At 68.2% G+C, this 25,434-nt stretch carries 21 protein-coding genes and 1 pseudogene; 16 read left to right on the forward strand and 6 right to left on the reverse strand.

Annotated features, from left to right (window positions below; translation table 11 throughout):
- Window positions 1–56: 56 nt before the first annotated feature.
- On the reverse strand, window positions 57–2,087 hold the full coding sequence (locus tag QHF83_RS08805; protein ID WP_282417318.1) for a serine hydrolase domain-containing protein: 2,031 nt from the start codon (window positions 2,085–2,087) through the stop codon (window positions 57–59).
- A gap of 536 nt (window positions 2,088–2,623) precedes the next feature.
- On the opposite strand from QHF83_RS08805, the gene QHF83_RS08810 reads away from it, so the two are divergent.
- Window positions 2,624–3,130: a hypothetical protein gene (locus QHF83_RS08810; protein ID WP_282417319.1), complete on the forward strand. Its 507-nt coding sequence runs from the start codon at window positions 2,624–2,626 to the stop codon at window positions 3,128–3,130.
- A gap of 35 nt (window positions 3,131–3,165) precedes the next feature.
- Here QHF83_RS08810 and QHF83_RS08815 read toward each other — a convergent pair whose 3' ends face one another.
- The gene (locus tag QHF83_RS08815; RefSeq protein ID WP_282417320.1) at window positions 3,166–3,993 is read right to left on the reverse strand and encodes a siderophore-interacting protein; all 828 of its coding nucleotides are present in this window, start codon (window positions 3,991–3,993) and stop codon (window positions 3,166–3,168) included.
- 132 nt (window positions 3,994–4,125) lie between these two features.
- Here QHF83_RS08815 and QHF83_RS08820 point away from each other — a divergent pair, with 132 nt between their 5' ends.
- The 3 genes from QHF83_RS08820 to QHF83_RS08830 all read left to right on the forward strand — a co-directional run bounded on the left by QHF83_RS08820 (window position 4,126) and on the right by QHF83_RS08830 (window position 7,771).
- Window positions 4,126–5,811 carry a hypothetical protein gene (locus tag QHF83_RS08820; RefSeq protein ID WP_282417321.1) on the forward strand — a complete coding sequence of 562 codons (1,686 nt, stop codon included), beginning with the start codon at window positions 4,126–4,128 and terminating at the stop codon, window positions 5,809–5,811.
- Window positions 5,812–5,962: 151 nt separating this feature from the next.
- Window positions 5,963–7,336 carry an MEDS domain-containing protein gene (locus QHF83_RS08825; RefSeq protein ID WP_282417322.1) on the forward strand — a complete coding sequence of 458 codons (1,374 nt, stop codon included), beginning with the start codon at window positions 5,963–5,965 and terminating at the stop codon, window positions 7,334–7,336.
- A 33-nt stretch (window positions 7,337–7,369) separates the two neighbouring features.
- Window positions 7,370–7,771 (forward strand): response regulator, encoded by a 402-nt coding sequence (locus tag QHF83_RS08830; RefSeq protein ID WP_282417323.1) that lies wholly within the window; start codon window positions 7,370–7,372, stop codon window positions 7,769–7,771.
- A gap of 129 nt (window positions 7,772–7,900) precedes the next feature.
- Here the strand turns inward: QHF83_RS08830 and QHF83_RS08835 are convergent, their stop codons facing one another.
- Complete coding sequence (locus QHF83_RS08835; protein ID WP_282417324.1) at window positions 7,901–8,311, reverse strand: hypothetical protein; 411 nt, start codon at window positions 8,309–8,311, stop codon at window positions 7,901–7,903.
- Window positions 8,312–8,792: 481 nt separating this feature from the next.
- Here QHF83_RS08835 and QHF83_RS08840 point away from each other — a divergent pair, with 481 nt between their 5' ends.
- Window positions 8,793–9,281: a hypothetical protein gene (locus tag QHF83_RS08840; protein ID WP_282417325.1), complete on the forward strand. Its 489-nt coding sequence runs from the start codon at window positions 8,793–8,795 to the stop codon at window positions 9,279–9,281.
- Between the two features lie 507 nt (window positions 9,282–9,788).
- Here the strand turns inward: QHF83_RS08840 and QHF83_RS53445 are convergent.
- Window positions 9,789–10,445: pseudogene (locus tag QHF83_RS53445) on the reverse strand (zinc metalloprotease); the annotation flags it as partial.
- Between the two features lie 791 nt (window positions 10,446–11,236).
- On the opposite strand from QHF83_RS53445, the gene QHF83_RS08850 reads away from it, so the two are divergent.
- Window positions 11,237–11,989 carry a hypothetical protein gene (locus tag QHF83_RS08850; protein ID WP_282417327.1) on the forward strand — a complete coding sequence of 251 codons (753 nt, stop codon included), beginning with the start codon at window positions 11,237–11,239 and terminating at the stop codon, window positions 11,987–11,989.
- Window positions 11,990–12,011: 22 nt separating this feature from the next.
- Here QHF83_RS08850 and QHF83_RS08855 read toward each other — a convergent pair whose 3' ends face one another.
- Window positions 12,012–13,124 (reverse strand): hypothetical protein, encoded by a 1,113-nt coding sequence (locus QHF83_RS08855; protein ID WP_282417328.1) that lies wholly within the window; start codon window positions 13,122–13,124, stop codon window positions 12,012–12,014.
- A 66-nt stretch (window positions 13,125–13,190) separates the two neighbouring features.
- Here QHF83_RS08855 and QHF83_RS08860 point away from each other — a divergent pair, with 66 nt between their 5' ends.
- The 9 genes from QHF83_RS08860 (at window position 13,191) to QHF83_RS08900 (ending at window position 23,020) form a co-directional block, all read left to right on the forward strand.
- Window positions 13,191–13,973: a hypothetical protein gene (locus QHF83_RS08860; protein WP_282417329.1), complete on the forward strand. Its 783-nt coding sequence runs from the start codon at window positions 13,191–13,193 to the stop codon at window positions 13,971–13,973.
- Between the two features lie 102 nt (window positions 13,974–14,075).
- The gene (gene gatC, locus QHF83_RS08865) at window positions 14,076–14,393 is read left to right on the forward strand and encodes an Asp-tRNA(Asn)/Glu-tRNA(Gln) amidotransferase subunit GatC (protein ID WP_282417330.1); all 318 of its coding nucleotides are present in this window, start codon (window positions 14,076–14,078) and stop codon (window positions 14,391–14,393) included.
- A 2-nt stretch (window positions 14,394–14,395) separates the two neighbouring features.
- Entirely contained in the window at window positions 14,396–15,928 is a 1,533-nt protein-coding gene (gene gatA / locus QHF83_RS08870; RefSeq protein WP_282417331.1) for an Asp-tRNA(Asn)/Glu-tRNA(Gln) amidotransferase subunit GatA, read from the forward strand.
- Window positions 15,925–16,536 (forward strand): GNAT family N-acetyltransferase, encoded by a 612-nt coding sequence (locus QHF83_RS08875; RefSeq protein ID WP_282417332.1) that lies wholly within the window; start codon window positions 15,925–15,927, stop codon window positions 16,534–16,536. Before gatA ends, QHF83_RS08875 begins: the two co-directional genes overlap by 4 nt.
- Window positions 16,536–17,810 (forward strand): hypothetical protein, encoded by a 1,275-nt coding sequence (locus QHF83_RS08880; protein ID WP_282417333.1) that lies wholly within the window; start codon window positions 16,536–16,538, stop codon window positions 17,808–17,810. The genes QHF83_RS08875 and QHF83_RS08880 overlap by 1 nt, the downstream gene beginning before the upstream one ends.
- Window positions 17,811–17,948: 138 nt before the next feature.
- Window positions 17,949–19,016 carry an NAD-dependent epimerase/dehydratase family protein gene (locus QHF83_RS08885; RefSeq protein ID WP_282417334.1) on the forward strand — a complete coding sequence of 356 codons (1,068 nt, stop codon included), beginning with the start codon at window positions 17,949–17,951 and terminating at the stop codon, window positions 19,014–19,016.
- A gap of 14 nt (window positions 19,017–19,030) precedes the next feature.
- Window positions 19,031–20,557 (forward strand): lysophospholipid acyltransferase family protein, encoded by a 1,527-nt coding sequence (locus tag QHF83_RS08890; protein ID WP_282417335.1) that lies wholly within the window; start codon window positions 19,031–19,033, stop codon window positions 20,555–20,557.
- Between the two features lies 1 nt (window position 20,558).
- Window positions 20,559–21,644 carry a tRNA pseudouridine(55) synthase TruB gene (gene truB, locus QHF83_RS08895; RefSeq protein WP_282417336.1) on the forward strand — a complete coding sequence of 362 codons (1,086 nt, stop codon included), beginning with the start codon at window positions 20,559–20,561 and terminating at the stop codon, window positions 21,642–21,644.
- Window positions 21,645–21,757: 113 nt separating this feature from the next.
- Entirely contained in the window at window positions 21,758–23,020 is a 1,263-nt protein-coding gene (locus tag QHF83_RS08900; RefSeq protein ID WP_282417337.1) for a hemolysin family protein, read from the forward strand.
- A 92-nt stretch (window positions 23,021–23,112) separates the two neighbouring features.
- Here QHF83_RS08900 and QHF83_RS08905 read toward each other — a convergent pair whose 3' ends face one another.
- The gene (locus tag QHF83_RS08905; protein ID WP_282417338.1) at window positions 23,113–24,261 is read right to left on the reverse strand and encodes a formin; all 1,149 of its coding nucleotides are present in this window, start codon (window positions 24,259–24,261) and stop codon (window positions 23,113–23,115) included.
- Window positions 24,262–24,420: 159 nt separating this feature from the next.
- Here QHF83_RS08905 and QHF83_RS08910 point away from each other — a divergent pair, with 159 nt between their 5' ends.
- Window positions 24,421–25,347, forward strand: a complete 927-nt coding sequence (locus QHF83_RS08910; protein WP_282417339.1) for an alpha/beta hydrolase — start codon at window positions 24,421–24,423, stop codon at window positions 25,345–25,347.
- Window positions 25,348–25,434: the final 87 nt, after the last annotated feature.

The raw sequence follows: 25,434 nt of genomic DNA on the forward strand, positions 1-25,434 counted from the left end.
CACCAGCGCTTCACACGTCTCGCTAGGCCAGACGGGGAGAAGGGGCGAGAGACGGGTCAGTCATAGCAGCAGAGCGCACCGGCGCTCGGATTGGACGCACAGCCACCGAAGAAGTTGGGAGTCGTCTCGTTCTCGTACGTGCACCCCGTCCACGTGCAGGAATTTCCTTCCGCGTCCGAGTTGCCAGAGCAGACGCGCATCGGACGTTTGCTTTTCCCAGCGCCGTCAATGTCGCCGCAGCCTGTTCCCGTGGGGGTTGCCTTGGCGGCGCAGTTGTTCGAACCCGAGCCGGTATAGCCAAGGTCCGATGCCCCATTGTCAACCCAGTAGATGTGCCCGGGGGACGCCACCCCCCGATTGGCGTTCCACTCCTCGGCGGTGCACACGTGCATCCGATAGCCGCAGAGGCTCTCTCGGTTGGCATAGGACACGGTGCCCGCGCAGCCAACCATGTCCGAAGAGAAGTACTGTTCGACGCTGCCATCCGCACAAGGACGGTTCGCGCAGCAGAGCGCGCCTGCCGTGGGGTTGCCGATACAGCCTCCCCAATAATTCGCACTGGATGAAGTCTGGTACTTGCATCCAGTCCAGTTGCACGCATTCCCCTCTGCATCCGAATTCCCCGAGCAGATTCGCATCGGTGAGTTTCCGCTGTTGCCGCACGTCGTGCCCGCAGGCGAGTCGGTCAGGTAGCGTGCCGAACAGCTGCCCGAAGTGCCGAAAAAGCCCAATTCGGTGGAGCCATGGTCCGTCCAGTAGATGTGGTCCGGGGCTTCTGCGCCTCTCCTGTCTTCCCATTCGTCCGGCGTGCACACATGGGTCTCGGAGCCGCACAGCGTAGCCTTATTTGGATAGGTTACCGAACCTGGGCACCCCCACATCTCGTCGCCCAATTTTTCAGCAGGAACCCCATCTGCACAGAGCTTGGTTTCATCCCAAGCCTCGATAATCGCCTGCGAGCCTGTGCCTGTCTCCATGTTGGTGCTCAGCACCAACGCCGTCCCAGGATAGTCCTTGAAGAAGAAGCCCCACGAATTGTAGTTCAAACTGCCGCTCACGGGGAGCATGCCCCCCTTTCGCACATGAGGGGTCCCGCCGATGGTCGTCGACGAAACATCAATACCGTAGCCTGTCTCGAAAACCATATCGACAGCCGCCGGCGACAGGATATCTCCAGCATACAGCCTGGAGAAGAACTTGGCTGTGTCGTACGCCGTCAGAGCGAATCCACCAGTTCCGCATCCTGTACTCCAGTCCGGACCGAGCTGGACGCCCGCGGTCGTACTCACAGCACCATTCGGATAGGCGAAGGGTTTACGGGAGAGAGTGTGCAAGCAGCCTGAATATGCCGCTTCCCATCCAAGATAGTTATCCCTTACGTACGTATCCAATAGATGCCCTGAAGTATAAACCTCCGACTGACCGAGATCCGACGCTTCCTGGGGCAGGTTGGTCGTCATGTTGGCAATGAGCACTTGGAGCAACACGTACCCCATGGCGTTGTACGCATAGGACCCGCTGTCGAGGCACACACCGCTGACCGGATCCGCGTCGCAACCCGCCGTGAACCAGTTGTTGAACGCTGAAACGCTGTTCCAAGCCGTCCCCGTGGGCATGCCGCTCGTGTGTTTCAACAGCTGATGGAAGGTAATGTATTCCAGGCCCGGGCCTCGGGACGACCACCACGAGCTAGGGATGTAGGCTGCAATGGAGGTGCTGGGACTGATGTTGTATGCATCGAGAACTTCCGCCACGCGCGCGGCAGTGATGACCTTGGAAACACTCGCGATGGGCATCGGAATGTCGAAGGCCATGGTCGAGATGGCGGTGCTGTGCGTCGTCACATCCGACGCGCTCACAGCGAACCCGTAATTGCGCATGATCTCGCAGAACTGGCCATTGGGCTGCTTGCGAACGATCGCCAGTTGCGTTCCGCCGTTCGGATTGAAGTGCGCCTCGACTCTATTCGCAAACGCTGACAGCTCTGCATAAGTGGCCGTATCGCATGCGGCCCAGGCATCGGTGGGATACGCCATCAGGGCCATGGCAGAGCCAACGAGGCCCAAGACTGTTTTTCTTTTCAACATCGCACACCTTTCGACGGGGTTCGCAGATGGTCAGCGCGTCTCGAGCGCCAGCGACATCTGACCCCTCACGATAGTAAGTAATAAACCCTGCTCATTGGCCCCAGGGTGGGAGCCTGGTTGACCAGGGAACGGACCAAGGGCACAGACTGCCACGGGTACGATGCGCTTTACAACGGAATTATTGAAGATTTTTGGGCCCACGATACAGTGGTGCCGCACCTTTTTCTTCGTGTTCAACACAACGACCGAACGACCCGAGTCAAGGGACTCGACCTTCCGTCATGCCGACCTGCGTTCGGGACCCGGACCCGCGCAAGCGCTGGACGGCTCCCAGGCCACGAGAGCTCGCACGTTCCAGTGGATACGGGCGATCAATGAAATCAATCAGGGCACGTCATCGGCTCGGGAGACGCTGCTGCTCGGGGTAGACGAGGAAAAACTCCGCGTCTTCCCGGTCGACCACGCGTGCGTCGCTTCCGGAGGCGCTCGCAGCATCAATTCGCCGGGGAACCGGAGTTCTGCTAGACCCCCCCGCAATGTCTCCCCTCAAGTTGCCGAAAGACGTCGTCGCCGATCCACGTCACGACGCGGTCGTGCGCCTCCTCGAGACGCACGCGCGTCCATCATGGGAGCGAGGTCGCCACCAGATCCCGATGCTCCCGATGACCGATACGCTGGCCGCGGAGCTCCGCGGCGCGCTCGCCGCTGGGCACGCTTACCAGGGCCTCGAGCTCATCGGCGAGAAGCTGGCCAGCGAGCAGAAGGGCCTCGACGCGCTGAACGAGAAGACCCCCGAAAGCCCGCAGAACGCCCGCGTGTCGCGGATCCTCTTCCTGGCGAACGACGGCAGCGAGCGATTCTATCGAGATTGCGACGCTCTCCTCTCCCGTTACCCGCAGCGCCTCCTCGCGTGCCGTCTCGACATTCCGGGCGAAGCGCTGGGCAAAGCGCTCCTCGGCAGCACGAAAATGGTCCGGAGCGTGCTCGTCGTCGACAAGAAGGTCGGCGCGAGAGCCCTGCTCGCATTGCTTCCGCCCGGCTGATCGCGCTCGCGAGCGACGCCTCTTCGGCGCGGGCGTCAGCTCAGCGGCTCGTGGTGATCGTGCGCGACCACGCCGCGCTTCCAGTGCCCCGAGGCGTGGATTCGTGCGCGCGAAAAACCTCGCTCGCGCATGAGCATGCGCATCACCGCCGAGGTCTCGGAGGCCTCACCGGCGAGCCAGGCGAATCCATCACGCGCATCGGGAAGCTCGGCCGCGTGCACGATGTCCACGAGCCGCTTTGCCACGTCCCCGGCGCCGCCCGCCTCCGCACGGTGCACCCAGCGGGTCTCCACGCCTGGCCGGGCAAGCTCGGGCCACGCGGCCTGGTCACTCGCGTCCTCCACCAGCGCCACCACGAAGTTCTGCACGGTCGACGGCGTCTCCTCGAGACGACGTGTCATTTCCGGCAGCGCCGTCTCGTCGCCGACGAAGAGCTGCCACGCCGGTTGCAGCCGGAGCAGGCGCGAGCCGCGCGGCCCGGCGAGGCCCAGCACGTGGCCCGGCGTCGCGCGCGCCGCCCAGGAGGAGGCGACGCCATGCCCGTGCAACAAGAAGTCGACGTCGAGGGTGTCCGCGTGCCGTGCCCTGATGGTGTAATCACGCGCGATCGGACGCGCGCCCGGCGGCGGACGAATTTCGCCGCGCTCGTCGACGACGGGCAGCGCAGGCTCGGACTGTCCCTCGGCGGGGAACAAGAGTTTTACGTGGTCCTCGGGTGCGAGGGATACGAAGCCCTCGAGCTCGGGACCGCCGAGCGTGATGCGACGCATGCGTGGCGAGAGATCGCGGACGCGGGCGACGACCAAACGGCGAACCTTCAGCGGATGACGAACGAGCTCGAAGGGCGAGTCTTCACGGTTCATGGAGGGCACTCCTGCGGAGACGAACGTGGGCGGTCCGCGTTGATCAGGCAAGCGAGATGCGGAGCTCCGGAAGCGCCGGAAAGCTGATTTGTTTTTCTTGGGCGCCATCGTGCGCGCCGCGTAGGATGCGTCGTGATTCGACGCGGGTATGCGGGCTTCCTCTCCCTGGTGGTCGCGTGCGGCGGGGCGCCTTCGCGTAGCGCGTCTTCGCGCAGCGGGCCGGCGAAGCCCGACGTGGCCGCTGCGCGCGCGCCGTCCGCCGATGGCGGCGCGACGGCGACGGTGAGCCGTCACGCCGACGAACGCGGGGACGATGGTTTCGTCGATCCGGACACCTTGCCGCCCGGCGCGCGCCTCCGTCTCGGCTCGCTGAGGTACGGAGTCAATGCCGCGAGCGTCGCGGTGACGCCGGAAGGACGCGCGCTCGCGTTCGACGACGATCGCGAAGCGCTCGTCGAGGTGCGCGACGACGGTTTCATCCGACCCACACCCCTCCCGTACGCCCCTGCGGTGCTCGCCGTCGACGCGGCGGGTCGGCTGCTCGTCGGCGCGCCGCAGGGGATCTGGGCCGGTGAGGCCCGAGGGTCGAGCCGCATCGCGGAGACGTCCTGCGCGACGCCAGCAGCGGCCTCGCCGAGCGGCGCGCGCATCGCCTGCACGGGCGACGGTCGTTCGACCGTCGTGGTTGCCGGTCCCGACGGCACGCGGACCTTCGTTATCCGCGGCGAGGTCGGCGCGGTCGCCGTCACCGACGACGGGGTCGTCGCGGTACGTCGGGGCGCGGCTTGCGAGTTCTTCGACGCGCGCGGCGTCCTGGTCACCGAGCTCGGCTGCGAGGACCACGCGGTGCTCGCCGCTCGACCGGGCGGCGGCTTCCTGCTCGTCGAGAGGGAGGCGCTGAGGACGATCGACCGCGACGGGCGCAACCGTGGACGCGTGCCCCTGCCGCCCGACCTCGCGTCGGTCGCGGCGACGGCCTCACCTTCGGGGCGCTGGCTCGGCATCGTCGGTCTCGGCAGCAGCGGCATCGGCAGCGGCAAGGGTGTCGTGGTGGATCTCGCCGAGGGGCGCGCCGGGGCGCCCTTCCCCGTGGTCAACGGCGCGCGCGCGCTCGCCTTCACGCGCGATGAGGGCTCCGTCGTCGTCCAGGGCGTCGCGTTGCAAGGACTGCGCGTCCCGAGCGGCGAGCGGGTGTGGGGGGCGAGCGGGCCGAACGAGAACGTGTGGGCGCTCGCGATCGGCCCCCGCCGTGTCTTCGCGCTGCACGACGCCGACATCGCCGTGTACGACGTCGCTGGCGCCCTTTTGGCGCGCGTCCCGGCGCCGCCGCCCACACGGAAGGCCGTGCTCGCCGCGCTCTCGGACGACGTGGTGCGCCTCGGCGCATACGGGACGTGGACCGTGCTCGACGTCGCGTCGGGCCGCACGTTGTGCGAGACGAAGATCGGCGGCACGTGTCCCGGGCTCCGGATGCCACCGGAGCGCGACGAGCGTCGGGGTGTGCCGAAGACGCTCCGGGCGCTCGGCGCGACCAGCGATACGTACGGGTCCTGGACGCTGCCTGCAGGGGCCGCCGGCCTCGCGGTACCGCATTCGCTCGAGGCGATGCGCGAGGGGCGCGCGGTCGATGTCCTCACCCTCCGTGAAAAGGGCAATCCCGGCGCATTCCGCCTGCTGGTCGTCGACAAGGCGACGAGCGCGCCTCGCCAGACGTGGACGCTGCCGCCGGGCGTGCACCTCCACGAGGTCGAGCTCTCCAGCGACGACCGCGTCGTCGTGATCGCGCAGCGCCAGAGCGTCCTGGTCTACGAGCCGTGAGGGGTCGATCTTCGCATGCCCAGGAACTGGCTTCCCCCCTCCTGCGAGCGACGTCGAGCACGATCGCCAGCATTCGGAATGAAAATCGCGCGGCCTTCGCTTGCATCCACCTCCTCGCATCGCCACAACGCATGCGGAGTGCGAATGGATCATGGTCGCAGCGGGCGTTGACAGCGGTATCCCGGCAGTCGGTTCTCTCCCTTGGGGCACGCATTTTTGCCAGTTCTATGATTCACAGCGGGATCTCGCCGACGCGCTCGTTCCGTATTTCCTCGCGGGGCTCCGCGGGAACGCGCAATGTATCTGGGTCACGGCCGAGCCGCTCCGCGCCCACCAGGCGCGCGACCTGCTCAGGGCGGCCGTGCCCAACCTCGGCGCGCTCGAGCGCAGCGGTCAGCTCGAGATCATCGATTATGGCGACTGGTACCTGAAGACCGGGGGGCTCGAGACCGAGACCCTCCATCGAATGTGGATCGAGCGGCAAGACATCGCGCTCCAGAATGGCTATTCGGGGCTGCGGGCGAGCGGAAACACGTCCTTTCTCGAGGTATGCGACTGGAAGAGCTTCGCCGAGTACGAGGCGAGGCTGACCGGGGCGTTTCGGGGACACCGGATCGTCGGCCTCTGCGCCTACTCGCTCGGCCGATGCAACTCCCAAAGCGTCATCGACGTCGTGCGGAGCCATCAGTTCGCGCTCACCCGACGCGCCGACCAATGGGAGCTCATCGAGAGCTCGTCGCTCAAGATCGCCAAAGAGGAGCTTCGCCAGCTCAACGAGGAGCTCGAGGAGCGCGTCCGCCAGCGCACGGCAGAGCTCGAGAAGGCGCTGCGAATGCGAGAAGACTTCATCTCGGTCGCCTCCCACGAGCTGAAGACGCCGCTCACCTCGCTGCAGCTCTACATCGAGAGCCTGCTGCGGGCCGGCGCGAAAGGGACATGCACGGCGGGGCAGCTCGCCGAGCGGCTGACGAAGGCCAAGGCGGAGTGCGGCAGGCTGGAGAAGCTCGTGAATTATCTCCTCGACTTCTCACGCGCCTTGTCCGGTCAGCTCGCACTCACGCCCGAGGAGGTGGACCTCGTCGACGTCGCACGAATGACCGCCGAGCGTTTCTCCGAGAACCTGGACAAGGCAGGCTGCACGCTCTCGCTGCGCGCAGACGCGCCGATCACGGGCACCTGGGACCGGCTGCGGGTCGAGCAGGTGCTGGTGAACATCCTCTCGAATGCAATCAAGTATGCGCCTGGAGCGCCGATCGAAGTCACCGTGACCGAAGAGGACGGGCATGCCGTCGTGTCGGTGCGCGACCATGGCCCCGGGATCCCGCCGCAGGATCAGGGCCGGATCTTCGATCGATTCGTCCAGCTCTCCCCGCCGGAGCAGCACCGCGGCGGGTTCGGCCTCGGGCTCTGGATCGTGCGCAAGATCGTGGACGCGTTCCGCGGCACGCTCGACCTCGAGAGCGAGCCTGGGGCAGGGTCGACCTTCCGCGTGACGCTGCCGCGCGTCCCGGTGGAATCGAGTTGACCCGAAGGGCAGCGCGCCGTCGAGGAGGATTGCGTGTTCGACGATCAACAGAATGCCATGTCGGAGGCAGACAGGTGTCGTGCCGGCACGGTCCTCGTCGTCGATGACGATCCGGGGGTGATCGAGGCCCTGGAGGCGCTCCTCGAGGACGAGGGTTATCACGTGGTGACGGCTTGTAATGGGCGCGCGGCGCTCTCGTATCTCGCGGAGAACGAGGCGCCCTGCGTCATCTTGCTCGACATGATGATGCCCATCATGGATGGCTACGGGTTCCTCGCGGAGCAACGCCAGCATCCGGCGCTTTCGAGGATTCCCGTCGTCGTCCTGACGGCCGGAGCGAACAGCAATCGCGTCCGCGCGCTCTGCCCGACCGCGTTCTTGAGCAAGCCGGTCGACGTCGACGCGTTGCTCGCATTCCTGGATGAGCATTGTTGACCCGGCGCGTGGGACGGGCGCGCGTCAACCGTCATCGTAACTGGACCGCGGCGATGCCGTTCTCCGTGAGCTCATGAAGGAGCGCATGGGGGCAGGCGAGCACAATCGCTCGGCCCGGGGGCATTCCGTTCAGCGCATCTCCCCGCGCTCGAACGCCTCCCGTTGCTCCACGAGCCACGCCCGCGCGGACGCCTCGTCGTCGAAAAAACCGCTGACGTACTTCTCGCCGTGGATGAAGTTCGTTGCCCGATTCCACATATTGACGAAGACCCGCAAGCTGAAGCCGGCGCCGATGTATGCCGTGAAATACCGCTTTGCAGGCTTGGGGTTCGTCGCGCCGAGGCGCCGCGTCTCGCTGTCCATCCCTCCGAACGCGCGGATGTCGCAGATCAGGAGCACGACGTCGGGCACGTTCGAGAGATCCTCCGTCGCGAGGATCTCGCGCATCTCGGCGTACGAGACGCGGCCGCGGTAAATCATGGTGGAGACGTCGTCATCACCGTAGATGAGCGAGTGCCGCCCGATCTCATGGGTCCTCATGGCGTCCATGCCTCCGCCGCGCTCGAACGCGTTCCCGAGAGATCGTTGTGGGAGAGCTGCGGCTTCGGTTGCATGCACAGTGCGATGGTCGCTTCCGCCCAAGACGATGTCAACACGTGCGGTCGACCCATGGTGCACTTGGGGCCTCGATGATGGATTTTTCCGCGCTCTCGCGAGGGCGCTCAATGGAGCGCCTATGCTCCCCTGACCGTCGCGCAGCGCGTTGACGAGCAGGAGCCGGTGATGCCTCAGGCCATCCCCGCGGTAGACGTGCGAGGCCCCTGCGTCCCTCAATTACGCAGCCCGCGTACCCACGACACGCATGAACCACGGGCACGTGCCGGCCTGCGGCTCGTGGCCCCCTCCTCGCCTCGATTTTCGTACTGGCACCGTTCTTGAAAAGTGCCCGGCCAAGCGGGTGGCGGCCGAAGGTCCGTAGGCCGCACCGAACGTGCAATCGATTGCTCGAGGAGAAGATGCCATGGCATTCGACAAGAAGATCTCTCGTTTCGTCTCCATGCTGGCCGTGCTCGTCATCGGCGGCGTCGCTGCGATGGATATGGGCTGCGCGGCGGCCGATCCGGATGATTCCGACATCAACGCCTCGATCGCGGACGAGAGCGTCGGCGAGGCCGAGCAAGCCGTCGGCGAGGGTGGGATCTGCAGCGCCGGCGGCTGCGACCCTGGCCTCAACTGCTGCCCTGCCGGGTTCTTCAGCGTCTGTCGCAACCTCGCCACCGACGAGAACAACTGCGGTAGCTGCGGGAATGAATGCGACACGGGCCAGCAATGCATCAACGGAGCCTGCGAGTGCACGAGCAGCAACTGCTGCCCGAGCGGCCAGGTCTATTGCTCCGCCGCACCTTCGGGCTGCACGAACCTCAACGAGAAGCTCCACTGCGGAGCCTGCGGCAACCGTTGCAACAACCTGGAGGTTTGCGTCGAGGGCGAGTGCGTGTCTGAGCTATGATGCGGGGCGAGCGCGCCGTGCTCGTACGGCGCGCAATCCCACGGGCATCCGTCCAGCGGAGGGAGGGGCGCGCTCCGGGCTCGGCTCGCGCCCGCCTCCCCTATCGCTTCAGTTGCAGGAATAGCCGGCGACGGAGTCGACTTTGCCCACGCAGACGCTGTCCCAGCTCGTGCTGCAGCAGTATGCATCGTTGTTGCAGACGGCCGTCACGATGCCCAGCGGATCGCAGCCCTTGGTGAGCTTGGTGCCGGACGTGCACACGTTATGCGCGCACGAGCCCTTGTAACACGCGTCGCTGCCGCCGATGGTGTACACCTCTTCCACGCATTGGCTGTCCCAGCTCGTGGAGCAGCAATAGGCGTCGGAGGCGCAGACCGTCTGGACGACCGAGTCACAGTTCGACGCCAGCGCCGCGCCGGCGACGCACTTGTCATGCGCGCACGTGCCGGACGGCGGCGGCGGCGGAGGCGGAGGCGGCGGCGGCGGCGGCGGCGGCGACCCGGAGGCGCGGTACGTGTCCCACTGGCTCTGCATGCGGGTGATCTGGCCCGCCGAGAACGTGTTCATGCACGCGTCGTCGGTGTAATCCATGAAGTTCTTGACCGGGTCCAGCCCGCCGCCGGAGCAGGTGTCGCGGTTCGTCGGACAGCCGCTGGCCGCAGAGGCCTCGGGCGGCGTGTCCGAGACCGAGTCGCCCGGAGACGCGCAGCCACCCTGGAACGTGTGGTAGAGGCCGAGCCAGTGGCCGACCTCGTGCGTGCCGGTGTCGCCCTCGTTGTAGGGCGTCGCGGTCCCGCCGGGGACAGAGGAGTAGAGGAGCACGACGCCGTCGTCGCTGGGCGCGCCGGTGTACCACGAGGGGAACGTCGCCCAGCCGAGCAGGCCGCCGCCGGGGTTCGCCGTGTAGATGTTGAGCGCGTTCGCGCCGCCCTTGCGGAGCGCGGTCTTCGCGGCCGTCTCGGTCGACGTGTCCGGGGCCATCGTGTACCAGGTCGCGTTCGTCGTCCGGTCGACGGACATGAGCTGGAACTTGAACCCGGCGCTCGCGTACGCGGCGTTGAGCACCGCGATCTGCGAGTCGATCTGGCTCTGGGGGACGTCGCCGTTCGCGACGCCCGTGCCCTTGTTGATCACGTGGAAGTACACGGGGATCGTGACCGGGCCGGTGAAGGCGTTCTCCGGACGCACGATCTTGATCCGTTCGAACTCCTCTTCGACCCGCAGCATCTCTTCTGCGGGGAGGTTCTTGACGCCGCACCCGCGCCCGGGAAGCGAGGCAGGATCCAGGTTCGCGTCGCCGACGAGATCATTGTCGACGTCGCCTTCGGTGCCGTCCTCCACGGCGCAGCCGGCGCCCATCGAAGCAGCGCCGAAGAAGAGGCCCCCGACGGCCAAGAAGTGATGAACTCTTTTCATGGAAATTCCCTCCTTCGTTCAGGGAAGCGACAGGCGGGAAATTATCAGACACGTGTGGGTCGTATCAACGGAAGCAGGCGTCCCGTGTATAAAGAATCGATTGGCGCCGCGCGTCATCCCTGGAACTTTCCAGGAGGGGCGGCACAACCGGTGGGGTGAGGCTCCGGACAGGGCGGAGGACGAGGCCTCCGCAATGGTGGCGGAATCCGATATCGGGCTCCGCCGGACGAGGAGCATGCTGGGAAATGCGGATGTCGAAGAGCCGGCAGCGGGATCTCCGGTTTCCTCCAGTGTTGTCTTCTCGACTGATTCCCTTTTTTCTTGCCGAGCTCACATTCCAAGCTAGGTTCCGGTCATCTCGTCGCTCGGTGAAAACGCGCACATCGCGCCGACCGAGAGTCGAGGTGGGGCTCGCGCTGCATTGAGATGCAGCCCATCCCGACCATGGATCCGTCCCGCGGAAGCGCGGCCGGCGACGGAGTCTTCCGCTCGGCGTCGCGAGACGTCGAGCACGTTGAATAGGACAGGGGGAAACGACCATGCACTTCAATAAGCTTATCTCGTTCGGTGGCTTCGTGGCGCTCGTCGGCCTTTTCACGGTGAGCGGGTGCAATGATCTGGACGGCAATGGCGACGACGAGAATGGCATGACGTCGAGCGTCCAGATGGCGTTCACGGGCGGCGTGAGCTGGGAAGGCAACTCCGTGCGCATCACGGCCACCCGTGATGGGCAGGCGGATAGCAAGTACCGCTGCTTCAACGAGGCCGAGGCGTGCTTCAACTTCAACGCCGACGGCACCCTGGAGCCCGCGCAGGGCCAGAAGAAGGCCGCGAAGGCCTTCGAGGAGCTCTGCTCCTCCGACGCCGTGCCCGATCCCGACTATCCGGGGACCTTGAACGTCACGTTCGATTACGTGATCTACGCAGGCGAGGATTGCTACGGCACGATCATCAACGACGTTAACAACCCCAACGACTTCGTCTGTCACGCCGCCGATGACCTCCTCACGCGAGCCAACCCGAACCAGACCGCGGACGAGGAGCTGCCGCCCGGAGATGTCCTGAACAAGGTCATCTGCGTCTCGGAGAACGTCGATAAGGACTTCGTGTTCATCTCCTGCGCGGAGATCGATGTCCCCGAGTACTCCTCCGCCACCTACGCGTTCGACTGCGGCTGCGAGCCGAACAACTACGGTGGATGCAACTGCGGCGACCTGAACCCCGCGGTCGACATCGATCCCTCGTGCGCGGCCGACCCCAGCAACTACTGCGCGATTCTCTGCAGCCCCTGAGCCCCGGGCGCGAGCAGCAAGCTCAGATCATCTTGCCCACGATTGCGAGGAGCGGCGCGACGCCGCTCCACGCGGCGGCGGCCGCGAGCACGTCGAGCGCGGCCGCGTCGAGGCGTTCCTCGGCGCGGCGCCTCCGCGCCTGGAGCCAACCGGCGAGCAGCATTCCCAGACAACCCACGAAGAGCCACCCACGCGCGGGGCTCACGGCGTCGGCGATGTCGTTCGTGGTGACGTGGATGGGCGTTCCTCCACGAAACGCGAATCGATGCGAGCCGTCGTCGATCGTGATGAAATCGTGCGCGGCGTCGCGCCGGAGGGTCACCGCGGCGCTCCTCTCGACGAGGTTCTGGCAGCTCCGCAGGCCGCCGATGCTGAATTCGCACACGCTCCCCGAGACATTGCAGGATCGCTCGATGGAGAGCCCATCCACGCGGTCTCTGTAGACGTCCAGGATCGCGGGCCATTTGCTCATACGGTAGTCGCGCACCTCCGCGGGTTTGCCCAGCGCGGGCGAGAGGACGCCCGCTTCTGGAAGCGAAGGAAGATACGTGTCGGCCGCTGGATACCGCGCTGCGCAGACGAACGCGTGCACGAGCAGCGCCGCGGCGAGCGCCAGGGATGCGAGGCTCGCGGCATGGAGGACGAGGCCTCCTCCCGCGCGAATGCGTCGAGAAAAGGAAGTACGCACGCGCAAGAGCAAGAGGGGGATCAGCGCGCCGAGCGCGCCGACGAGGGGAAACGTGATCGGCGCGAGGAAGGCGAACCATTGATCCGGCTGGCGGAAGGGCCAGTTCGAAAAATTCGCGAGGGAGAACGCATCCGAGCAATAGGTACAAGCGCAGCCGAGCGGCGCGGAGGTGATATGCGCATCCATGCCGAGCTTCGCGGCGAACACGAGGAGGGGCACCGTCGCGAGCAAGCCGAAGGCGGTGACGATGCGCCGGCCTTTCGCGCGGCTCAGGGCGACGACGAGCGCGAGGGCCGCGAGGGAGCCGCCGAGCACGTGCACCCAGACGGGTGGAGCGGCAAAGGAGGCCACGAGGAGGCCCACGCCGACGAGCGCGAGCTTCGCGCCGAAGACGAATGCGGCGCGGATCTTCGAGCGAGGAGGGTCGGTGGTGGGCTCGTTCGTCATGATCCCGGCTCGAGGGACGTTACCACTGGTTGTCTCTCGCGCGCGGACCTCGTAGCCTGTCGCGCCATGGCGCGCCGATACTCGTGGTTCTGGGTCGCTCTCGTGGCCTTCGGGGTCGTCTCCTGCTCCCGCTCCGACAATGCCTCGCGCGAAGGAGCGGCCCTCTCTTCCGCGAGCGCGGCCCCGCCGGCCCCTACCCCTTCCGTCCGGACGAATCCGCCCGAGGTCGAAGTGTCCCACGTGGAGCTGCTCGACGCCTACGAGGCGAGCGCGGCGCGCGCGGACGAGCGATTCAAAGGCAAACACGTGCTCGTCCGGGGCAAGCTCGGCGAGGTCGTGAAGGACGGGGCGAAGGTGGTGGTGACGATGCCCAAGGAGGCGAGGCCCGACGCGCCGTCCGTGCGGTGTTCGGTGCGGGAGAGCGAGGCGGCCGAGGTGGCGGCCCTCAAGCCCGAGGATTCCCTCGACGTGGTGGGCAAGTTCGTGAAATTCGACAAACACGTCGAGCTCGAAGGGTGCGTGGTGAACACGCAGATCAAGGCCTGCCGGGTCGTGGCGAAAGCGCTCGGGCGCGGGACGTGCGAGCAGGATCGCGAGGAGCTCGGCGCGCGCCTCGCGCTCGGCGCGGAGCAAGCGGCGCTCGTGTGCGGGAGCCCGGCCGGCTTCGAGGCGTGGCGCGCGAAGACGGCGAGCTTGCCGGCGCAGGAGCGCGCGGGGCGTATGATCAGCGTGGATACGACGTCGTGCCACCTGACCTACGAGGGCCTGACGCCGCGGCTCGCGGTGGAGTTCTCCTCGGCGCTCGCGCGCATGCGCTGGGAGAACGACGTGCCGACGCTCTCGCCGTGAAACCTCGAAATGGCCGGCATTCCGATCGGAATGCCGCGTCCGCTCCGGCTTCCGCGTCCGCTCGAGCTTCCGCCGCCGCTCCCCCGTGCTACATCCGGCAGGATGCCCCCCGCGCCCGAAGGATCTGCCCCCATCGCCGAGGACGAGGTCCGCTCGCTCGCTCGCCTCGCCAATCTCGATCTCCCGGACGCCGAGATCCGACGCTTGACCGGGGATCTCGGCCGTATCCTCGCGTACGTCCGGCAGCTCGAAGAGCTCGACGTGACGGGGATCGAACCGACGGCGCATGTCGAGCTGGGTCGGGCGCCGCTCCGCGCGGACGAGCCACACGAGAGCCTGCCGCACGAGATCGCGCTCCGCGAGGCGCCGCGGACGTCGATGGATGGGTTCGCGGTGCCGGGCTTCGTGGAAGAGGATTGATCATGGACGCGACGGTGCTCGATCGCTCGATCCCGGAGCTCGCCGGCCTCGTCACGCGCGGCGAGGTCTCGGCCGAGGAGGTCACGAAGGCCTGCCTCGATCGCATCACGCAGCGCGACGGCGCGCTCGGGGCGTTTCTGACGGTGCAAGCCGAGGAGGCGCTCCAGGCTGCCCGCGCGGTCGATCAAAAGCGCGCGCGGGGCGAGGCGCTGGGGCCGCTCGCCGGCGTGCCCATCGGCATCAAGGACGCGCTCTGCACGCGCGACGCGCCGACCACGGCCGGATCGCGGATCCTGCTCCGGCCTCCCTCGAAAGGCGAGGCGACGCCCGATCCGCGGCGCGGCTTCCGGCCGCCCTACGACGCGACGGTGGTCGCGCGCCTGCGCGAGGCCGACGCGGTGCTCGTCGGCAAGACGAACATGGACGAGTTCGCGATGGGCTCGTCGAACGAAAACAGCGCGTTTTTCCCGGCGAAGAACCCCTGGGATCCGTCGCGCACCCCGGGCGGCTCGTCGGGCGGGAGCGCCGTCGCGGTGGCGGCGGGGCTCGCGCTCGGCGCGCTCGGCTCGGACACGGGCGGCAGCATCCGCCAGCCCGCGGCGCTCACGGGGACGGTCGGGATCAAGCCGACGTACGGGCGCGTGTCGCGGTACGGGCTCATCGCGTTCGCGTCGAGCCTCGATCAAGTCGGGCCCTTCGCGGCCGACGTGCGCTCGGCGGCGCGGCTGCTCGGCGTGATCGCGGGGCGTGATCCGCACGACCAGACGAGCCTCGGCGCGCCCGTCGCGGCGTACGAAGCGGCCTGCGGGCGCGACGTGCGGGGGATGCGGATCGGCGTGCCCGAGGAGTATTTGGCAGAGGGAATCGAGCCGGCCGTCGAGAAGAGCGTGCGCGAGGCGCTCGCCGGGCTCGCGTCGCTCGGCTGCGAGCTCCGTCCGGTGCGCTTGCCGCATACGCGGTACGCGGTGGCCACGTATTACGTGCTCGCGACGGCGGAGGCGTCGTCGAACCTTTCGCGGTACGACGGCGTGCGGTTCGGCGCGCGGGCGGAGGGCGCGGAGAGCCTGGGGGCGCTGTATGCGAAGACGCGCGGCGAGGGCTTCGGCCGCGAGGTCGCGCGGCGCATCATCCTTGGGACCTACGTGCTCTCGGCGGGCTACTACGACGCGTATTACCTGCGCGCCCAGCGTGTCCGGACGCTGATCCGCCGCGACTTCGAGGAGGCGTTCCGCGAGGTCGACGCGATCGCGGCGCCGGTCTCGCCGACGGTGGCCTTCCCGCTCGGCGAGCGCGTCGACGACCCGCTCGCGATGTACCTCGCCGACATCTACACGCTGCCCGCGAGCCTCGCGGGCGTGCCCGCGCTGAGCGTCCCGTGCGCGCCCACGCCCGCGGCGGACGGCGTCCCATCGCTTCCCGTGGGCCTGCAGCTCGTGGGCCCGCCGCTCGAAGAGGCGCGGCTCTGCGCGCTCGCCGCGGCGTGGGAAGGGATCTCGCCGGCGCGCGGGCTCCGGCCCAAGGTGTCCGAAGCATGAGCTCTCCTCGCCTCGTCACGGCCCCCGCGGGGCCCGAGCACGCGTCCGGGCTGCAAGGGCTCTTCAAGGCAGCCTCGTCGCCGTGTTTTTGCCGGTTCTGGCATTTCGACGGGACGAACAACGAATGGCTCGACCGCTGCGCGAACGCCCCCGAGGAGAACGCGTCGGCGTTCTTCGGCGCGCTCGCGGCGGGCGGCGACGAAGCCAAGGGGATCGTGGCGATCCACGAGGACGACGCGGGCACGCAGACGCTCGTCGGCTGGCTCAAGGTCACGCCCGCGGCGGGGATGCGCAAGGCCTACGAGCGTCGGTTTTACAAGCAACTCCCGGCTTTTCAGGGGGATCGGCAGGGCGTGTTCCTCCTCGGCTGCACGCTCGTGCATCCGGGCTACCGCAAGCAGGGCGTGGCGAAGGCGCTCGTCGCGGGCGCCGTTTCGTATGCGAAGGACAGGTTCGGCGCGCGAGTGCTCGAGGCCTTGCCGCGCCGGCCGAAGGAGCCGGTGAACGACGAGGAGCTCTGGACCGGGCCGATGGGCGCGTTCGAGACGAACGGGTTCGAGGAAGTAGGCGGGCTCGAGCCGTATCCGGTGCTCCGTCGGGTGCTGTAGTGGACACACGTCTCGCCGTCCTCCTCCCCGCCCTCGTCTTCGCCGCCGGCTGCGATCGTTGCACGCCCAAGGACAAGGACACGAAGGCCGACGCGGGCCCGCCCGCGCCGATCCTGATCCCCAAGGACGAGCTCTTGCCGCCCCCCGCGCCCTGGGTCTTCAAGCCCGCGCGGATCGGGCCGGGGGTCCCGGGGATCGCGCTCCCCGAAGGCTGCCAGATGCGCGCGCCGCTCGTCCGCGCGAAGGTCGCCGCCTCGACACGGTTCGTCGCCGCGCCCCGCGCGACAGGGACGCTCGTCGTGGCCGACGCGGACGAGAAAGAGACGCCGCCGCGGCTCACCGGGGTCGCCGGGCTCGTCCTCGACGCGGAGGGCGAAAGCAAGGGGCCGACGCCGCTGCCCTGGCTCGACGCCGAGGCCATGCCGCGGCTCGCGCGCACCGACGCGGGCGCATGGCTCGCAGCGTACAGCGAGCAGGGCGACGACAAGCTCTCACGCGTGTTCGTGCACCAGGGCGACCACGCGACGCCGCTCGGCGAGGGCGATCGGTTCGACGCAATTGACCTCGCATGTGGTTCGTCGCGATGCGCGCTGCTCACGACCCGCCTCGGCAACGTCGCGGCCGCGGGCGCCGATCTCTGGGTGGGCGCGCCGAACGAGCCGGCGTCGTCGTGGAAGCGGACCGAGATCGTCCCGGACATGCCCGAGAGCGACGCGCGTCCGTCGTGCCTCGCGCGGGTCGAGGCGCCGGCCGGGAAGGATGCCGGCGCAGGCGGCAGCGTGGTCACGGCGCTGCTCGAAGGGCAGGAGCTCGTGTTCTGGGAAGCGGCGGACGGCGGCGCGCCGCGCTCGATCGGGCGCGTGCCGGCGCCGTTCGGCATCGTCGACGCGACCGTGGCGGCGGGGCCGATCGCGCTCGTGTACGGGGCCGCCATCGACGACGAGGGCTGCGCGAAGGAGGGCGGCAAGCTCCGGTTCGAGCGGGTCGGCAAGGAAGCCTCCGAGGTGCGCGCGCACGCCCCGCCGATCTCGGGCGCGCTCCGGCCGCTCGAGCGAGGTGTGCTCGCGGCCTACCTCGCCCCGCTCGGCTGCGGCGTCGCGCGGAAGGTGGCGTACGCGGTGGTCCTCGACGCCGAAGGCACGCCGGTCTCGGCGCCGATGCCCGTGGCCGACGCGACGAGTTTCGCCGTGGCCGCGCGCGGCGCGGACGTGGACATGTGGATTCAGATGGGAGACGAGGTCTCGTGGGTACGCGCGACGTGTGCGGCGCCGTGACGCTCTGGGCGAACCTGCCCTCGCCTGGCCAAACGGGGTGGTTCGGGGACGTAGCTCGGCTTGTCCGAGCGTAGGCCCCGAGCGTCAATCGAGGTGTTGCCATCGCCGCGCGAGCGGGTAGTGTCGAGTCCGCTCCGCATGGCAGATCCGATCGACAACTCGAACAGCGAGCCGCGCGAGACGGCGATCCCGCCGGCGAGGGGCTCGCGGAGCCGCTCGGGCGGGCGCGTCGTCGCGCTCACGGGCGCGGCGTGTTTTCTCGGCCGAAACCTCGTCGGCCTCCTGGAAGAAGATCCAGCCACGGCCCGCATCGTGACGATCGACGTGAAGTCGCCCGACACGGCCGGCCCGAAGGCGCGGCACTTCGAGGTCGATCTGACGAACCCCGCCTCGGAGGATCGCGTCGCCGAGATCCTCGCGTCCGAGGAGGTCGACACGCTCGTGCACCTCTGCTTCCTCTCGTCGCCGACGCACGCGACGGGCTGGGCGCACGAGCTCGAGTCCGTCGGCACGATGCACCTCCTCAACGCCGTGCGGCAGGTGCGGCTGCGCAAGCTCGTGCAGTGGAGCCAGACGATGCTCTACGGCGCGCATCCGACGAACCCGAACTTCCTCACCGAACGGCACGCGCTGCGCGCCGACATGGACGAGCCTTTCTTCGCGGACAAGATCGCCGCCGAGCGTGAGCTCAACGCCTTCGCCGCGAAGTCGAAGGGCACGGTGGTCACGGTCTTGCGCACGGCGCCGATCGTCGGGCCGACGGTGCAGAACTGGGTCACGCGGTATCTCGGCATGCGGTACGTGCCCACGCTGCTCGGCTTCGATCCGCTCTGGCAGTTCGTGCACGAGGTCGACGCGCTCGCGGCCTTCAAGCTCGCGCTCGATCGGGATCATCCGGGCACGTTCAACATCGCGTCCGACGGCGTCTTGCCGCTGTCCACGGTGCTGCGATTGGCCGGCCGCTCGTCGATGCCGCTGCCGCACACGCTCGCGAGCTCGCTCGTCGGCGCGCTCTGGATCACGCAAGCCTCGGCCGTGCCGCCGAGCTTTTTGCGGTACCTCAGGTACGTCTGTGTCGCCGATGGCGACAAGGCGGCGCGCGTGATGGGCTTCAGGCCGGCCTACACGACCCGCGAGGCGCTGCTCGACTACCTCGCCGCGCAGCGCCTGCGCGACGCGAACCTGCTGCAGGAGAGCCCTGCCTAGGCGGGCGTTTTTCCATGGGGAAGAAGCAGAAGCGCAAGCACAAGGAGACGAGGGAGCCGCGCGCGGACGCCGCGCCGAAGGAGCCCCTCGCGGCCGCGGCGTTCGTCGCCGCCGATAGCGGAGCCGCCGCCCCCGAGGACGTAGCCTCGAGCCGCGCGGACGCACCGCCGGCCGAAGGCGAGCCCGCGGCGCCGCGGCGCTTCGCGGAGCCGCCCGCCGCGGAAGAGGCGCCCGCGTCCTCCGAGGACGACGACGAGGACGACGACGACGACGCGTGGGCCGCGGCCGAGATCGCGCCCGCCCTGCCCTTCGGCACCGACCTCGACGGAGACGTACAGGCCTCGCCGCGCCTCGTGCCCGGCTACGACCTCGACGCCGACGAAGCGCAAGACGTCGCGCCGATCGGCCCGACCGAGGCCGTCATCCGCCCGAGCATCCCCCCGGCCACCTTGCGCGGCGAGGCCGACGTCGAGGGCGCGACCGCGACCAGCGCCATCGAGATCGAGCAGCAGATCCGCGACCTCGAAGCCCGGCTCGACCGGATGATCGGCCAGGGGCGCGAGCGCGCGGACGAGCCGGTCTACGTGCCGAAGCCCCCGCCGATCCCTCCCGCGCGCAAGAGCGACGTGCCCAAGACCAAGCCGCGCAGCGACGTGCCTGCGCCGCGCGCTTCGGTGCCGGAGTCGGCCACGGCGAGCGAGGTCCTCTCGCCCGAGTTTTACGCGAAGCAGTGGGGACGCGCGGGCTTGCGCAGCCGCTCCGAGGAGGTCGACGAGTTCGGCCTCGATCCGGCCTTCGAAGCGAAGCTCCTGCCCGTCCTCGATTTCCTCACGAGGCGGTATTTCCGCGTCGAGGTCGAGGGCGCCGATCACATCCCCACGGAGGGCCGCTGTCTCGTCGTGGCGAACCACGCGGGCGGCCCCCTGCCCTACGACGGCGCGATGCTACGCGCCGCCATCCGCCGTGATCACCCGGCGCACCGCGAGCTGCGCTGGCTCGCCGAGGATTTCGTCTACTACCTGCCCTTCGTCGGCACGTTCATGAACCGCCTCGGCGCGGTGCGCGCTTGCCAGGAGAACGCGGAGCGGCTGCTCAACAAGGGCGCGCTCGTCGCGGTCTTCCCCGAGGGCGCGAAGGGCATCGGCAAGCTCTACCGCGATCGCTACAAGCTGCAGCGCTTCGGCCGCGGCGGCTTCATTCGCCTCTGCCTGCGCACGCGCACGCCTCTTGTGCCTTGCGCGATCGTGGGCGCCGAGGAGGCGAACCCGATGCTCTACCGCTTCGAGTACATGACGAAGACCCTGGGCATCCCGTACTTCCCGATCACGCCGACCTTCCCGGCGCTCGGGCCGCTCGGCCTCATGCCCGCGCCGACGAAGTGGCGCATCCGCTTCGGCGAGCCGCTCACCTGGAGCAACTACGGCCCCGAGGCGGCGGACGACGAGATCCTCGTGGGACGCCTCTCCGAGCGCGTGCGCGCGTCGATCCAGAGCATGCTCGACCGGATGCTGTCCGAGCGGCGCTCGGTCTGGCTGGGGTAGGATGAGCCCAAAGGATCGCGGGGACGTTCACGGCGTCCTCGTCCTCGACAAACCCAAAGGTCCCACGAGCCACGACGTCGTCGGCAAGCTCCGGCGCGCGATCGGCATGCGCCGCATCGGCCACGCCGGCACGCTCGATCCGATGGCGTCGGGCGTGCTCGTGATGCTTCTCGGCGAAGCCACGAAGCTCGGGCCGTACCTCACCGCGCACGACAAGGCTTACGAGGCGCGCGTGGTGCTTGGTCGCGGCACGGACACGCTCGACGCGGAAGGCGCGGTCACGGCCGAGGCGCCGCTTCCGGTGTGGCTCGAGGACGAGATCACGCGGTTCGCGCAGGAAGGCGCGCGCGCGGCGCTGCCCGGGATCACGGCCGCGCTCGATCGCGAGCGCGCGCGGACCGAGCAAGCGCCGCCGGCGTACTCGGCCATCAAGGTCCAGGGAGCGAAGAGCTACGACCGCGCGCGGCGGGGCGAGGTCGTGGAGCTGCCCGCGCGTCCGGTCTCGGCGCGCGCGATCGAGCTCCGCAGCGCGGGGATCCTCGAGCCGGGGAAGCTCGCGTTCCTCGACGTCTCGCTCGACGTGAGCAAGGGTTACTACGTGCGCTCCCTGGCGCGTGATCTCGGCGCGGCCCTCACGGTGCCCGCGCACCTCGGCGCGCTCCGCCGCACGCGGAGCGGGCCGTTCGGGCTCGACGTCGCGAACGTGCTCGACGCGCCCGGTGAGGCCCTGCGCGCCGCCGTGGTGCCCCTCGCCGCGGCCGTTCGTCTGGGCCTACCCACGGCCGTGCTCACGGCCGAGGGCGCCCTGCGCGCATCCCAGGGCAAACGCCTCGGCGCGGCGGATTTTTCAGAGCCTCCCCCGCGTGAGGCGGAAATCCGGGAGAGCGCCGCGGATCGTCCGGACGAACCTTCCGAGCTTGAAGTATCGGGAACGAGCGCCTGGCTTTCCCCGGAGGGCCGTCTGGTCGCCGTGGGAAAATGGGATCATGATGGGTACGTGGTTCAACGCGGCTTCACGGACGTTCCCGCGGGCCGCGAGGTCGAGACGGAACAGTACGTCGTGTCTGGACGTCGCTTTCCGCCCTGACCATCCGTAGCTGCCAAGCGACCGCGGCGGGTTGCGTCGCGTAAGCAAGGTCCGCTACGATTCGACGTGTAGGGAGTTCGGTTTTGAGTCCAAACGACGTACCACTGGCGCTTTTGGCAGGGGCCATCGCGTCGGCGCTCGTCGGGGCCTTGTTCGCTGGCGCGGACACGGCCTTGACGAGCCTCACCCAGACCCGCCTGGCGGCGCTCATCGAGCAGGCGGAAGGACCGGAAAAAGCGGCGCTCGAGCGCATCCGCAGCGCCGACGCCAAGCTCCGGTCTCGTTATCTGCTCGGCAGGGTCCTCAGCACGACCCTGTCGGCCATCCTCACGATGCTGTTCTTCGCGCCCCTGTACCCGCAGGCGGCGCCGTGGCTCGCCTTCGGCGTGACCGTGGTCTTCACGAGCACGCTCTTCGAGGTGAGCACCACGCTCGGCCGCAAGCACGCCGATCACGTGGCGCCGATGGCCGCGCGCTGGCTCCGTCCGCTCGAGATCGTGATGCTCCCGCTCGCGGTCCCGCTCGGCTGGCTCGGCACGTCGATCGCGGCGAAGGAGAGCAGCGAGCCGCCGGATCCGCACATCACGGAGGCGGAGGTGGAGATGCTCGTCGAGGAGGGCGCGCGGAGCGGCCTCTTCGGCCGCGAGCCTGCGGAGATGATCCGCAACGTGCTCGAGTTCCAGGATCGCACCGCGAAGGACGTGATGATCCCGCGCTCGCGCGTGGAGGCCATCGAGGTGAGCACCCCGCTCGACAAGACGCTCGCGCTCGTGACGGAGAGTGGTCACTCGCGTTACCCGGTCTATCGCGAGCAGCTCGACAACGTGGTGGGGCTCCTCTACGCGAAGGACTTGTTCAAGGCGTTCGAGGAAGATCGCCTGAAGAAAAAGTCGCTGCAGGAGATCGTGCGCAGCCCGGCGAACTTCGTGGCCGAGTCGCAGCCGCTCTCGACGTTGCTCAAGGAGATGCGCGGCAGGAGGCAACACCTCGCGATCGTGATGGACGAGTTCGGCGGCGTGAGCGGCATCGTGACGCTGGAGGACGTGCTCGAAGAGATCGTCGGCGACATCCGCGACGAGCACGACGTGGAGGAAGCGCCGCCGATCCAGGATCTCGGCGACGGCAGGCTGATGGCGGACGCGGCCGTGTCGATCCGCGATCTCTCGGCGTTCCTCGGCTCGGATCTCTTGCCGGATGGCGAGGCCGCGGTGGAGCAGGAGCACACGCTCGAAGGTCTGCTCACGGAGCACCTCGGCAAGACGCCCGAGAACGGCGCGAGCGTGAGCAAGTACGGCCTGCGCTTCATCGTGCGCGACTGCGACGAGCAGCACATCGGCAAGGTCGAGATCGTCAGGCCTCGCAGCGTCGAGGTCTGATCGTCCTTCTCTTCGTGGTCGTGAGACAAAACGAAACGGGGCCCGCTTTCGCGAGCCCCGTTTTTCTTTCCATCACCCGAGGGGAGAGGTGATCAGCCGCCCTGCGTGACCTTCTGAATCGAGGTCATCAGGTTGTCGCCGGTCTCGATGAGGCCGATGATCGGGTTCTGCGGGTTCGAGTCGTCGCCCTTGAGCTCCGTGCGCAGGTCGACGAAGGCCTTGCGCAGGTTGAGGACGACCTGCTGGCTCGTGAACGCGGACGTCGTCACGGGATCGACGGGGATGAGCACGGGATCTCCGCTGCCGGGGAGATCGCCCTTCGTGTAGCGGTTCAGCTTCTTCTCGACGGACTTCATGCCCTGCTGCGTCCGCTCCGGCTTGAGGACGGCGTAGTTCGCAGGCCAGTCCTTGCCGAGGTCGAAGGGCTCCTTGACCGGCACGAGCTCCGCGATCACGCCCTTCTGGTCGGACCGGAAGAGGACGGAGAAGTTCATCACCGGCTCCTTCTCCTCCTTCCAGGTCTTCTCGACGGGCGCCTTCGCGAACTCGAGCAAGTTCTTGAAGCTGTCCTTCTTCTTGTTCAGCTCCTCGCAGCCCTTGGTGAAGTTGAGCAGCTGCCGCAACGCGCTCGGATTGAGGCCGGAGATGCTCGCGCCGTCGACCTTCGTGGCGTCGAACGGGATGTTGATGCCGCCGAGCTGACCGGCGAGCTCTGCGGGATACTCTTTCTTGCCGAGCTTATCCGCCGCTTCGCCGAGGAGCGTCTCGAGCTCCTTCATCTTCTCGTTCGCGGCCTTCACGTCCGTCATGAGGGCCTTGGCGTTCGCCACGACTTGCTTACCGCGCTCGTTGCGCGCGGCAGCTTGGCCGACGGGATACCCGATGGCGATGCCGAGGAGCGCCGTGCCGACAGCGGCCATGATGAGGCGCTTCTTCGCCTTCTCGCGCTCCTTGATGATCTCCTCGCCGACCTCGACCTTGATGGTCTGCTGGACGGCGGTGGGCTTCGGCGGCGGCTCGGCGGCGGCGGCGGCCTTTGCAGGCTGCGCGAACGGAGGAACCGGGATGCCGGGGGAGATCCCGGGCGGCGGCGCGATGTTCGGAGACTTCCCCGAACCGGAGGGCGGCGGCTGCGACTGACCAGGAACGGGCAGCGGCACGGCCTGCGTCCCGATGTTCGTCTTCCCGAGCCGCGCCTTCAGATCGATCTTGGGTTTCTTGCTCTTGTCTTCAGCAGCCATCGGCTCCTCGTAGCGACCAGCGGGCAAGTTACCGGCGCGACGTACGTCGTGTCAACGGCGCGCCCGCTGAAATTCTCGCCTGCCCTTGGAAGCTCGGGGCCCGCGTTTCCTTGGTTTCTCGACGACGACACGCGGCCGGGGTGGTACCTACCGGAACGCATGCTTCCTCCGCGTCTGCCCCTCGCCGTCGAGAAGCGCGCCGTCACGGTGCCGGACGGTACGCGGATCACGTACTACGCCACCCGATCCCCGTATCCGGGAGCGCCCGTCGTCATGCTCGCGAACGGGCTCGGGGGCCAGCACATCACGTGGAGCGCGCAGATCGAGCACCTGCGCGGGCGCTACCGCTTCCTCACGTGGGACTACCGCGGCCTCTTCGCCTCCGCGCGACCCCCGGAAGACGCGCCCGCGTCGTATGCGATCGCGCGCCATGCCGAGGATCTCCTTGCGATCCTGGATGCCGAGGGCGAAACGCGCGCGGCGCTCGTCGGCTGGAGCATGGGCGTGCAGGTCGTGCTCGAAGCGTACCGAAAGGCGCGACATCGGGCGCGTTGCATCGTGCTGCTCAACGGCACGAGCGGCAGGCCCCTCGACACGGTGAGCCCCTTGCCGGGCATGAAGACCGTGCTGCCTTCGCTCGTGGAGCTCGTGAGCCGCGCGCACGCGCTCGCGTCGCAGGTCACGCGCAGGGCTGCGGACGTGCCCGAGGCGCTCGGGTGGCTCAAGGCCATGGGCGTCATGAACGCGTCCCTCGACGACGCGGTCTTCAACGAGCTCGTCCAGGGCTTCAGCTCGCTCGACATGGAGGCGTATTTCCACAACCTCCGCGCGCTCGGTGATCACGACGCCTCGGACGTGCTCGGCACGATCGACGTGCCCACGCTCATCTTGACGGGGGATCGCGACGCGATGACGCCGGCCTCGCTCGCGAAGGAGATGGCGAAGCAGATCCCCGGGGCGGAGCTCTACGTCGTGCGCGGAGGCACGCACTACACGGCGGTCGAGTTCCCCGAGCTCGTGAGCTTGCGGCTCGAGAAGTTCCTCGCGAAGGCCACGCCGGGCGCGGGCGGAACGACCTCCGAGTAGAGCTCGATTTGCCCGAATTTCCCGGGAAAAAGACGCATCGAGCGGCCGGCCGCGCCGTGGCGCGGGTGCTACTTTGTGGTCGGGGGG

Source organism: Polyangium sp. 15x6 (assembly GCF_029960785.1).
Taxonomy (GTDB): Bacteria; Myxococcota_A; Polyangia; order Polyangiales; family Polyangiaceae; genus Polyangium.